The 12,895-nt window shown below is 37.7% G+C and carries 10 protein-coding genes; all 10 read left to right on the top strand.

Annotated elements, in window-relative coordinates; genetic code table 11:
* The first annotated feature begins 7 nt into the window (after positions 1 to 7).
* Positions 8 to 2,002, top strand: coding sequence for a VirD4-like conjugal transfer protein, CD1115 family (locus HMPREF1517_RS03015; RefSeq protein WP_037599288.1), 1,995 nt, complete (start codon positions 8 to 10; stop codon positions 2,000 to 2,002).
* Positions 2,003 to 2,035: 33 nt separating this feature from the next.
* Positions 2,036 to 2,191 carry a hypothetical protein gene (locus HMPREF1517_RS10430; protein WP_156921844.1) on the top strand — a complete coding sequence of 52 codons (156 nt, stop codon included), beginning with the start codon at positions 2,036 to 2,038 and terminating at the stop codon, positions 2,189 to 2,191.
* A gap of 74 nt (positions 2,192 to 2,265) precedes the next feature.
* On the top strand, positions 2,266 to 3,441 hold the full coding sequence (locus tag HMPREF1517_RS03010) for a JAB domain-containing protein (protein WP_037599287.1): 1,176 nt from the start codon (positions 2,266 to 2,268) through the stop codon (positions 3,439 to 3,441).
* Positions 3,442 to 3,453: 12 nt separating this feature from the next.
* Positions 3,454 to 5,199: a DNA topoisomerase gene (locus HMPREF1517_RS03005; protein WP_037599285.1), complete on the top strand. Its 1,746-nt coding sequence runs from the start codon at positions 3,454 to 3,456 to the stop codon at positions 5,197 to 5,199.
* Between the two features lie 15 nt (positions 5,200 to 5,214).
* Positions 5,215 to 8,448 (top strand): PBECR4 domain-containing protein, encoded by a 3,234-nt coding sequence (locus HMPREF1517_RS03000; RefSeq protein WP_037599284.1) that lies wholly within the window; start codon positions 5,215 to 5,217, stop codon positions 8,446 to 8,448.
* Between the two features lie 78 nt (positions 8,449 to 8,526).
* On the top strand, positions 8,527 to 8,829 hold the full coding sequence (locus tag HMPREF1517_RS02995) for a hypothetical protein (RefSeq protein ID WP_037599283.1): 303 nt from the start codon (positions 8,527 to 8,529) through the stop codon (positions 8,827 to 8,829).
* Positions 8,830 to 9,275: 446 nt separating this feature from the next.
* Positions 9,276 to 9,650 (top strand): plasmid mobilization protein, encoded by a 375-nt coding sequence (locus tag HMPREF1517_RS02990; protein WP_037599282.1) that lies wholly within the window; start codon positions 9,276 to 9,278, stop codon positions 9,648 to 9,650.
* Positions 9,613 to 11,253: a helical hairpin domain-containing protein gene (locus HMPREF1517_RS02985; protein WP_037599280.1), complete on the top strand. Its 1,641-nt coding sequence runs from the start codon at positions 9,613 to 9,615 to the stop codon at positions 11,251 to 11,253. The genes HMPREF1517_RS02990 and HMPREF1517_RS02985 overlap by 38 nt, the downstream gene beginning before the upstream one ends.
* Positions 11,254 to 11,302: 49 nt before the next feature.
* Complete coding sequence (locus HMPREF1517_RS02980; protein ID WP_037599391.1) at positions 11,303 to 12,100, top strand: hypothetical protein; 798 nt, start codon at positions 11,303 to 11,305, stop codon at positions 12,098 to 12,100.
* Positions 12,101 to 12,188: 88 nt separating this feature from the next.
* Positions 12,189 to 12,773 (top strand): recombinase family protein, encoded by a 585-nt coding sequence (locus HMPREF1517_RS02975; protein ID WP_037599279.1) that lies wholly within the window; start codon positions 12,189 to 12,191, stop codon positions 12,771 to 12,773.
* Positions 12,774 to 12,895: the final 122 nt, after the last annotated feature.

Here is a 12,895-nt window from a genome sequence, read left to right as displayed (position 1 = left end):
GGGGCTTATGCAAAATAAAAAACCTAAATTCTGGCCATTTGCAGTGTTAGGGCTTGTCTTTGCTCTAGCTTTAAACCGTGGCTACACACTTTTTTCTATGTCCCCACCTGTAACGGCAGAACACTTATTCATGCCTTATGAGTATACAGTAACAAACTATTTCAACTCTCCTTATTTTCTCTTTAGTTCCAAGCCTTTAGGGTTTGCTGCAATGGCTATAGGTTTCTTTATTGCTCTTGTTCTTTATAGTAAAATGAGTACCACAAAAAATCTAAGATCAGGAGAAGAAGCAGGGTCGGCCCGCTTTGCGACTCCAAGAGAACTTCAGGGGTTTCAGGACAAAGAGCCTGAAAATAATATGCTTTTCACTCAGAATGTGAAGATGGGGCTTTACAACAAGCGCCTCCCCTTTGAGTGGCAACTAAACAAGAATGTTCTTGCCTGTGGTCTTCCTGGTGATGGTAAAACCTTTACTTATGTTAAGCCTAACCTGATGCAGATGAACGGTTCTTATGTCGTTACTGACCCTAAAGGGTTGCTAGTGCATGAAGTGGGTACAATGTTGGAAAAACATGGTTATCAGGTTAAAGTGTTTGACCTGGTAACTTTATCAAATTCAAATACGTTTAACCCTTTCAAGTATATGCACTCAGAACTAGATATAGACCGAGTAACTGAAGCTATCATTGAAGGAACTAAAAAATCAGATTCCCAGGGGGAAAATTTCTGGGTACAAGCCAACTTGCTTTTAACTAGGGCCTTAATTGGTTATCTCTATTTTGATAGTCAGGTTCGAGGATATGAACCTAACTTATCTATGATTGGGGATCTCTTGCGTAACTTGCAGCGCAAAGAGGATGATGTTCCTGCTCCTGTAGAACTAATGTTTGAAGAGTTGGAAGAGGCACTCCCTGGGAACTATGCTTGTCGTCAATGGGACCTTTTTAATGCAAATTTTCAAGCAGAAACAAGAAACTCAGTGCTTGCTGTGATGTCTGCACAATATAGTGTATTTGACCACCAAGCCGTGACTGATATGATTAAGACAGACTCAATGGATATTGACACATGGAATACTCAAAAGACGGCCGTCTTCATTGCAATTCCAGAAACAAATAAGGCTTTCAACTTCTTAGCCTCAACGTTCTTTGCAATTATGTTCGAGGAATTAACACATGGTGCTGATGCAATTATCCAGGGAAGACGTGAAGGCTACAGCTACGAGGATCTTCTTCACGTTCAATTTATTATTGACGAATTTGCCAACATTGGCCGTATTCCTAATTTCAATGAAGTCTTGGCCTCTGTGCGAAGCCGTGAAATGTCCATTAAGATTATTTTACAAGCCATTAACCAACTAAAGGCCTTGTATAAGGATGACTGGAAAACAATCTTAAATAACTGTGCGACTCTGCTTTATCTAGGTACCAATGATGAAGACACCATGAAGTATTTCTCAATGCGTGCAGGGAAACAAACAATTGATATTCAGAACTATTCTGAAAGCCGTGGACGTGGTGGCTCAAGTAGCACGTCTCACCAGCGCCAAGGCCGTGACTTGATGACACCTGACGAGGTTGCACGTATCGGTATTGATGAAGCCTTAGTCTTTATTGCTAAGCAGAATGTTTGTCGAGATAAAAAGACAAGTGTCAACCTCCATCCTATGAAAGACTGGCTTGCGGACAGTCCTTCTGATAAAAACTGGTATGATTATGTCCGCTATGGGTCTGATATTGAAGAATTTTTGGCCAATATCGAATATGAAACAGTCGTTGATTTGACCTCTGAACTAGAAGCTGAAATTGCTAAAAATGAAGCTCAAGCAAGCAACGAAGAAGTAGAGACTAACCAAGCTGCAATGACCTCTGAAGATAATGCTGAGATTGCCTCTGAGAGTGCATTTCAAGAAACCGCCTTACCAATTCATCATGAAAAAGTCATAGAAGACGACCTAGAAGAAACTGAAGATGTTCTGCCTTTTGCATGGGATGAAGATTGATAGTGATATAATACAAGAAACGGAGGTGATTATATGACTGAAGATATCAAACAAAAACCACGAGGTTTTAAGGGCCTGATGGAAGATTTAGGGGTAAGTACCTTTGATGAACTTATTGACTATATGCAAAACAATCCAACTGATCCACTTGTCCAGGAGTTGGAAGAACTTTTAAATAAATTTTATTAGTCTAACTAAAGATAAAAGCCAGGTCAATTAAGACTTGGCTTTTTCTATTACATAAAAAATGGAAGGAATAACAAATGAGCTTATATGATTACTTTGGCGTGACGACTGCCCAAGAACTTTATGACCTGGTTACGAACGACGATCCACGAGTTGATGACCTTCAGAATTTCTTGACTTATGCGAAACAAGAACTTGAATATGATACAGCAAAAGTTTTTAATTCTGATGCGTTGCTTCGTTTTGTAAATCAGGAGCAAGTGGTTCCAGGAGAAAACGAAGCCTATATTATTGGTTTCTCGACTCAACTCCACCCTACATATTACGCTAAAATTTCTGCGGATATGTCAGATAAAGAAGTCCTAAATACAGCATTTAAAGCAGGTATTAGGTCTTACGCTATTGTAGATCACCCTAATATCTTTTCTAAAGAAGGTTTAAGCCAAGATATAAAAAATAAAATAAATTTACTTGAAGCAGTTTATGAAGATACTACTAGAGTTTGTATTGATAGAATATCAATCTTGGGTGAAGAAGGGGTACTTCCGCTAAGACTCTATTCTCAGGAAGCTGATTCATCTGAACCATTGGACTTTAAAGGATATGAACATACGACTGATTATAAAGAATTTATTATAGGAAATGATAGTATTTATGACTTACCTGAAGAGTTAACAGAAGCATCCGAACTCAGTGACTTTGTTGGTTACTATGTAGCAAAAGAACTCGAAGGTTTAAACGTCTATTATGATGAACAAAAAGTTGAGTCATTATTGTGTATGAAGGCCACTATGAATAAGCAGGAGATTTTCACAGTTATTACCTATGACGACCAATTGAACATTAACGGTGTTAAGGATATGTTTATGGGTACCTATAATAATACAGCCGTTGACCTTGCTTTTATTATGGACCAAGTCAATAAAGACCAAAATAAAGGATTTATCGTTAGTCATAACCACCCTTCTGGCGGATTAGGTGCATCTAAAGCTGACCTAGAAACTACAGAAGCTCTAGGTCGTTTAGGTGAATTATTTGAAAAGCGACTTTACGATCACTATATTGCATCAAGTCGGGGAGTAATATCATTAGCTGAAGAAAATACTATTGGTAATGAACCTAGAATGCGATTTCTTGCAAAAGCTAAAGAAAGAGAGGTAGATAAGTATTTGGTCAAACTTGCAGATACTCTTGAGAAACAAAGCGCTAAACTACAAGATAGCCCTAAAAAGAAACAAGGGCGGAGCATCTAAGGGAGGAGTGAAATGAAAACAATACTACTCTTAGCAGAAAAGCCCGATCAGGCAAAAAAATATGCTAATGCTTTGGGGACCCCTAAGAAGGCTGATACTGGTTGGGATGTTTATTCCGATCAACTATCTGCCCAGGTTCTTGTCCGTCCTGCGGTTGGACACTTGGTTGAACGGTCTAACCCCTGGACTAATTTTGAAAATTGGGAAAGCGTAGACCGTCTTCCAATGTTCCCCGATCATTTTGAATTTGACATCAAAAAAAATACCAAGAAGAATTTCAACGCCATCAAGAATGCTATTAAGAACGTTGACAGTATTATGATTGGAACGGACCCAGACCGTGAAGGAGAAGCCATTGCCTATTATATTCTCAACAAGATACCAGGTAGTTTGAAAAAGGTTAGTTATCGTTTATGGGCCAACTCACTAACTCAAAAAGGGCTAGATATGGCATTTAGAAACTTAAGAAGACCTGAAGAAACAGTCAACTATTACCATGAAGCAGAAGCACGAGGGGAAGCCGACTGGCTAGTAGGTTTTAATTTGAGTCCATTTACAACTCTTATGATGCGAGATCATGAACTTATTCCTGAAAAGTCCAAAGGAATGACGGTCGGACGAGTACAGACCCCTATTGTTTCGCTAATTGTTAAAAATAACGAGGAAATAGAGAATTTTGTTTCAAAACCATTTTGGCAACTCCGATTATTTGACCAGACAAACCAGGTCGCTTTCTCTCATGAAGCCAAGTTTGAAACTGAAGCAGAAGCTGTAGAAGCCCTAGAATTATTGTCAGATAGGGCAACGATTACCCAGGTATCTTCTGAGAAAAAATCAAAGACAGCTCCTAAACTCTATAACCTTACAGATATTCAAGCTGAAATGTCTAAACTCTATAAATTTGATGCTGATAGGACAAAAAGTATCATCCAAAGTCTCTATCAAAAAGGTTATATGTCCTATCCACGGACAAACTCAAATCTTATCACAACTAATGAATTTGATTACCTAGTAGAGCATATTGACGACTATCAAGCAGCTATTGGTAAAACCATAGAAACGCCAAACAGAAGCCCTAGAAAGTCTTTTGTCAATGATAAAAAAGTGGTGGAACACTATGCTATTATTCCTACTGAGATTATCCCAGATATGGAAGAACTAGAAAAAGAAGAACGTCTGATTTATCAGATGGTGACCTTCAGAACATTATTGATGTTTGCGCCAGATTATGAGTACACGTCAACAAGTATTACCCTGGATAATAACGGACAGGAGTTTAAAACAACTGGCTCTGTGACTTTATCTAAAGGTTGGCAGGTCTATCTTCCTAGTCAAAGTAAGGAACAGGTTTTACCTCCATACCAGGAGGGACAGGAAATTGCTGTAGAACGTCAACTGAAAGAAGATGCAACAAAACCTCCTCAACGTATCACTGAAAACAGCCTTTTGAAAAAATGGCTACCTAAGTATAGCTTGGGAACACCTGCTACACGGGATGCCATGATTAAGTCTGTCCAGGATAAAGGGTATATCACAAAGGACAAAAAGAGTGGCCAACTATTCCCAACCGAACGAGGAATATTGCTAATTCATTATTTGGATAAGCTCAATATAGCTTATACCAATCCTGAAACAACTGGTAAATGGGAAACAGCACTTGCCAAGATAGGTGAAGGGAAAATGAAAAAAGAGGACTTTGTGGCCAAAGTGAGACTGGCCATAACAAAACAAATTGAACGAGGGAAAGAAATCGGATAGAAAGGAAATTAACCTATGTCAAATGCAGCAGAACGAGGACAAGCACTATCAAGCCTACTATCAAACAAGCAACGTGACGAAGCCAAAGCTAAAGATATTCTGGCTGTTGCTGAAGGTCTTGGAATGAAACTTATTCCAGAACGTGGAAACGTCTATCATTGGGAAGAGCACGACTCTTTGAAGCTCTATCCAGATCGAAACACTTTTAGATGGTGGTCTCAAGAAACAGGTGGTGACACTATTAACCTGGTACAAGTTATTCAAGAATTAAACACTGGAAAACGTCCAAATTTCAAAGAAGCTGTCAACTACCTAATTACAGGAGAGTTTGAAACAATTGAAGTCGAACCTCTACCAGAAAGAGAACCATTTAACTATTATCTTAAGCGTTTTGAGTCAAAAAACTTTGACCTGGGACGTGATTATCTAAAAAATGAAAGAGGGCTATCAGATGAAACGATAGACCTCTTTTTAAAAGCAGGAGTCTTGGCTCAAGCTAATCATAAGACAGGAGATTTGATTGAGCCTGTAATAGTCTTTAAGTCTCTTGATATAGATGGTTCGCTTAAAGGAGCAACACTCCAGGGAATTGAAAATCATCCCGATATTCACGACCGAGGGCGCTTGAAAAAAATCATGACTCACTCTGACGGAATGATGGGTTTAACACTTGATATTGGCCAACCTAAACGCTTGGTGTTTGCAGAAGCCCCTATTGACCTTATGAGCTATTACGAGGTCCACAAGGAAAGTCTGAAAGATGTCAGACTTGTTGCTATGGATGGGCTAAAAAAGGCCACTGTGAGCCGTTATGTGGCTGATATGGCCTCTTCTGACCCAACTGGACCCAATCGCCCGTCACAAGTCCTAAAGGACAATAGAAGGGAGCTGGGACAGCTTATTGATCGTCTACATATGCTTGATAACGTTTCTCAACGCTTAGAAGATGGTTTAATTACTCTAGCCGTAGATAATGACGAAGCAGGCCGAAAATTTATAAAAGAAAAATTTCAAGATATGAATATTCCTGTTAAAGTCGATATTCCCCCACTTGCAGACGGTCAAAAGAAAAACGACTGGAACGACTATCTAAAAGCTAAAAAAGGACTTATCAAACTCGATAAAAAAGCTCCTGATAAGACTCAGGAGCATACAAAAAAGGCTGAGAACGAATTCGGGGATTTACCTGGAAACCAGGAGGCAGCACCTCTACCTGAAGCGGAAAAACCGCAACCGTTGAATGAGTCGTCACCGACTCAAACTCAGTCTCAACCTTTACTTAATTTTACCATACCTGAAGAACCAAAGTCAATTTATAAACCACACTATCACCCTATTAGTAGCAAGGAATTACGTAAATTAAACCGCTATGCACAACAGCTTCAAGAAGTGGCCAAGTGGTATGATGAAACACTTGCAGGAAGTAAAGTAACTTATTTTGTCAAAGATAAGGATGAAGTTAAGTCTATTGAGATCACCTTTGAAAAAGAGCATTTTATGCACTTAACAGGTATTTATCTTATCAAGCAAGGTATCACCTCTAGCATAGCCCTAGACAATATTGTTCAAGGTCAAGGACACTTTGACAATATCTATCTTGCTAATAAAGGGGCTGCATTCTCAAAACTTCAAATTATGCCTGACCTTAAAGCTATAATTGACTCAAGTTCTTTCTATTTCAATGATGTAAGTGATATTGAAAAGTTCCATAGGTTGGATGTATCAAAGGCAATCCGTACAGAAGATAGCGATTTGGTACTTGCATTTAGGACAGATGATGGCGAAACGTTCCCTGCTTCTTTGATGAAGCCTGGTAAAACCCTAAATTTACAAATGGATGAAATAGCTGAAGAGAGGGCTATTTTGGGGGTTTATCGTAAGAAAGGAGAACAAATTGATACGCTTTCTATTAACAAGCATTATATCAAGGATGGTGGTAAAGAGATGTTAGATATCATGAATAACAATGATTTTAGTCCGATACAGTCTAAATCACAAGCAATTAAGCGAGAACAATCATTAGCAACACTCGACTCTGATGGTGATGGTTTAAGTGATGAAGTAGAAATTGCAAGAGGCACTAACCCTTATTCCCCTGACACAGACGGTGATGGAGTGCTTGACGGTCAAGAGGTTTCAGAAGGCACTGATCCACTTAACGCTACTGATAATAGCTACACTAAGCAGCAACGTGATATGACTGTAACCAACATGATTAAGAATAATGATATCAAGGCTCTTAACGAGCATTTGAAAGAAGGGATTAAGTCCTATTTTAATTCGGACAATTACAAAGAATTCCTCAACGGTATGGCCGACTTTAACAATTATTCTCCTAGAAATATCCAACTAATAAAAGCACAACTTCCTCAAGCAACATTGGTTGCCTCTTTCAATCAATGGAAAAAGCGTGGTGGTTCTGTTAAAGGACAAAAGGCTATTTATATTCAGGCACCTGTTAAAGTAACAATCAAAGATAAATACGGGAACCCTAAAATTGATCCTGAAACAGGTGAAGAACTTAAGCGATTGATTTTTAAAAGTGTCCCTGTATTTGATGTGTCTCAAGTAACACCACAAGAAGGAAAAACATTAGATATTCCAAGTATGAGTGGGGATGCTACAACACCACTCAGCAAAGAAGACTATAACAATATGTATCGTAGTCTAAAAGAAATCTCTCAAGGCAATGGTGTTCCAATTCGGTTTGACCAAACAGAACCAGGTGTAGGTGGCTTTTATGATACAAAAAGAAATGAGATTGTTATTTCTAATCAGGCAAAACGACAACCTGCACAAGTGATCGGTACACTTATCCATGAAATGGCACACTCAGAATTACACAACGACAAAACGATTGCTGAAAATTATCCTGACCTTAAATATTCGACTGGTGAATTACAAGCTGAGTCAGTTGCCTATGTCGTTTCAAGACACCTAGGTATTGATATGGGTATAGAGCGAAGTTTTGGTTATCTAGCTTCATGGGCTGTTGCCGAAGGTGGTTTGGAAAGTTTGACTGCTCAACTAGAGATTGTTCAAAAAGAAAGCGCTAGTTTGATTGAGCGTATTGATCACGCTATGACCAAATACCAAAAATTATCAGAAGATAAGGTTGTTAGCCGTGATAAGGTATCAACTAAAGAAAATACCTTCTATGATAGCCTAGCACAAGCAAAAAAGCGCACTAGCGGAAAAACTGCAGAAGAAGACGAAGCCCCAAAAAAATCACAAGGAATTCAAATGTAATGTCCCGCAAGAATTCCTTAACAAGAAGGGACAGAACAAAAACACTGACACAAATTGAAAGAAGAGAGGAAGAGAAAGATGACGATTACTAAAGAACAAGAAACAACTGTTGAAATGACACTAATGGATTATCTTCTTGATATGGAAGATTTTATCCAAGGTCAAAAGACACTTAATGCTATGAATGTTCGTAGACCTAAAGCAGCACTAGTTAAAATCATACAAGCTGACCTAGACGATTTTAAACAAAACGGCTTTGAAGATGGGGGTGAAGATTTCGCCGAAAATCTTACACTAACTATAACAGCTCTTGAAAATATGACCGATGCTGAATATACCAAAATCAAGCAAGATATCCTTGAGTTTGAACCTGGCGCTTAAATGGGAAATATATTTTAAATGGTCATCTTAAAAAGATGTCCAGATTGTCAAAGTGTGCAAGTTGTAAAACTGCACACTTAAAAAGAGTGTACAGTTTAGAAAAGTGTCACTCGTTAAAGAGAGCGCAAGCGACAAAATCAGGGGTTTGGGGTCTTCCCCAAGATTAAAAAAGTATCGCAAAAACAGGGCCTAAAATGGGGGCCTAGTTCGAGCGATTTCTTTTTTATTTCAGTATGTGGGGCCCCACATACTAATCTTGCCAGATAGAAAGTATACCCCTATATCATGGGGTTTGTCCATCGCTCTATATCCATAGATTCAGCATAACCAAAGTAGAAAAAGCCTGGTTCCTTTTTACAATAAATAAATAATGAAGAATGGTTTTATTTAGGTTTAAGACACATGATAATAACTAAAAGATAAGCAAATATGAAAGGATGTAACAAATGGTAAAGCGTGAAAGATACATAGAATGCAAACTACGACTAAACCCTAAAGAGGTTAAAGAATTAAAAAAACGTGTAGAACAATCAGGAAAAAGTCGCCAACAATTTCTATTAGAGTTAGCACTTAACGGAAAAGTCAATAACTATGACTATTCCGAACTTATGCAACTACGTCAAGAAGTTAATGCTATTGGGCGTAACGTTAACCAAATTGTTAGATACATTCATGAAACAGGAACAGTTGAACCCGAAGCCTTCGAGATGTTACGTCAAGAGATAAAAGAAATGAATAAGGTTATCATGACTGAATTTAAAGAAGGGAATTTATTGAAAGAAAATGCCAATTACGAAAGTACTACAAATCAAGAAGACTGAGAACCTAAAGAGGTCTATCAACTATATCACACAAGATGCAAAGACGTTAAAATCAGAAACTAGCACGTCAGAACAAGAGTCATTTCCTATGGAGCTTGTTGATGGAACTTTGTGTAAACGTCTAGTCAGTGGTCATAATCTTACTGATGAGTCTGATGCAGAAAATATATTTGACGACTTTGTTTTGATGAAAGAAAGTGCAGATATATTTAATGGCCGTTCTGGATTAAACGCCTATCAATCTGATTTACATGATCCAAAAAAAGTTTTAGCACACCACATTATTCAATCATTTTCACCCGATGACAATTTAACCCCAGAAGAGGTACATGAAATAGGACGTAAAACTATTATGGAATTAACGGGTGGACAGTATCAGTTTGTTATTGCAACTCACATGGATAAAGGACACTTGCATAACCATATTATTTTAAATACAACAAATAGTGTTACTATGAAGAAATTTCAATGGAAGAAGAACACAGCTAAAATGTTGTATGAGATTTCAAATAAGCATGCAGAGATTGCAGGTGCCAAAGTTATTGAACCAAAACTAAATAATAGCTATACAAAATATTCTGCCTGGAGAAGACAAAACGTCTATAAGGTTGAAATAAAAGAACGTCTTGACTTTTTATTGAGGCACTCTCTTTCCTTGGAAGATTTCAAGGAAAAAGCAAAGAGACTAAATGTAACCGTTGATTTCTCGGGAAAGTATGTTAAGTATCGTTTAGATGACAAGGGGCAACAAAAGTTTACCCGTGATCGTACACTTTCCAAAAAAGGAAAATATTCTTTAGAGGAGATTAAGAAGGCTTTAGCAAAGAATGAAGTTGTTTATTCCAAAGAAGATGTTGCTGCAATGTACCAGGAAGAGCAAGAACAAAAAGAGGAAGACTTTGAGTATAAGTTAGATATCGAAGAGTGGCAAGTTGATGAAGTGACCTCACAAGGTATCTTTGTAACAGTTGATTTTGGTATTGACCAAAAAGGTCAAATCAAAATACCTGCACGGATGCTAGATCAGAACGAAGACGGAACTTTCACAGCTTACGTTAAACAAAAAGATTTCTTTTACTTTCTCAATCCTGACCACTCAAGTCAAAACCGCTATATCACAGGTGGAACTGTTATGAAGCAACTCTCACAAAAGAGTGGTGACCTCTTGCTTAAGAAAAACAAATACATTTCTAAGTTGGACCGCCTGGTGGATGAATTGAACTTTTTATCAGATAACAATGTCACTAACTCACAACAATACGAAGACCTGGAAAATAAACTCCTGGAACAATTAGAAGAAACCGACTTTGAGTTGGACCGTTTAGATGACCGTCTTTCAGAAGCTAACAAAATTATTGGAGCTTTATCAACTTATCAAGGCCAGTTGGCTAATGTAGAGGTTGCTGAAGAGATACTTGAGAAAAACCATATTGATAAGAATACAGACCCTTATCAAATGAAGAAAGTCTTGGAAGAAGTACAGTTAGAAAGAGCTGCTCTTAAAGAAAAACGTGATACGGTAGTAGCTAACTTAACCAAATACAAAACAATTGAGCAAGAGAAACAGCAGCATCAAAACAAAGAGAAGAAACAACAGCTTTAAAATATATCATTCAATAGGAATTGAAAACTGAATGGGGTATAATAACATAATGAATAATACAAATTTGAAAAAAACGATTGTTTTGATTGCTTTATTGACTGTGTTTTCGTTTATTACCCCCTTACTTTTAGATACTTTTCTTGGAGGACTATCTTTAGGAGAATTGTTGTCGTTTTATGCATCAATTTTTGGAACACTAATAACCTTAGTAGGTGTTGTTATGACCTTGAATTATCAAACACGACAATCAATGAGTGATGACGAGATCAAATATAAGCCTATCCTGAAAATTGATTCTGTTCCAACGGAATGTAAGGATTTTATTGGGAGGCGAGAAGTTCCTATTCTGTTTCCACCTAGTTATTCAATAAATGAATTTGATCAAGGAGATTTGAAGGATCCGTACTATTATCAATACAATGAAAACACAGAATTTCATATGATTATAAAAAATAAGGGTAGAGGGGAGGCAACGGCAGTTTCCCTAGACTCAGCAAAAATAGAGGACGTTAGTTGGGATGAGGAAAGTCATTTATATATTGGCACAAGTTTGCCGCTTTCCTTAGGTGATGAACTCTTAATAGATGATCGAGTTGATATAATTGTGACTTTCCCAAAATTTTTATTTTTGAAAAAAGATGAAGACTATAATCGTATCTTTATTGAGTTGACGTTGTCTTATGATGATATGTTTGAGAGGAATAGACGAAAGTTGACAATATTATCAGAATTTCGGATAGAACCTTTAGAAAAAGAAAACACTCCTCTCTTTTATAAAGACGGTTATGACTATTATCAGGTAGAGGTTAGATATATGGGGTCACAACAAAAAATAGAAGGACAGTAGGCTGTAGCCTATTGTCCCTTTTTTATTTTATTGTTATGATAGGCTTTGATAGACGGACAATAGGGTTAGGCAAAACAAGGAGGACAAAATGGCAAGAATTGGTTACGCTAGAGTAAGTACAATCGATCAGAATTTAGACCGACAGCTTGAACAACTGAAAGATACAGAAAAGATATTTAAAGAGGCTGCAAGTGGAGCGAATAAAGAACGTCCGCAGCTTAAAGCCTTACTAGATTTTATTCGTGAAGGTGATATTGTTGTTGTGACTGAGTTGGAAAGACTAGGCCGTAATAACAAGGATCTAACGTTTATAATGAACTATATTCAAGAGAAGGGGGCAACTCTGGAAGTTTTAAACCTTCCAACTCTTAGAGGGATTGAGGATGACAATTTAAGAAGGCTGCTTAACAACCTGATCTTGGAAATATACAAATACCAGGCACAGGCAGAAAGAGAACGTATTAAGGAACGTCAAGCCCAGGGAATTGCTCTAGCAAAAGCTCAAGGAAAGTACACAGGTAGAAAAGCATTATTTACAGAAGATGATGAACGACTTAAGCACGCATTTGATCTATATTTATCGGGTTATTCAGACAAAGATGTTGCCTCTATGACAGGGATCAATGAAAGAACCTTCAGAAGGTATAGAGAGAAGTACAATATAGTAAGATAATTTTTCTAAGAGCTGCGTTTCTATTTTTCAACAGTAGAAGAGATATAATCGTCTTGCTATCCCTTTAGGAACCCCCAAGCTCACAAGCTTGGGGGTTATGCTTTCCGTTATTTACTATCTTC

The sequence above is a fragment of the Streptococcus sp. ACS2 genome, from assembly GCF_000525585.1.
Lineage (GTDB): Bacteria > Bacillota > Bacilli > Lactobacillales > Streptococcaceae > Streptococcus.
The sequence above is the reverse complement of the archived record's forward strand: the minus strand, read 5'-3'. Positions and strand labels throughout refer to the sequence as shown.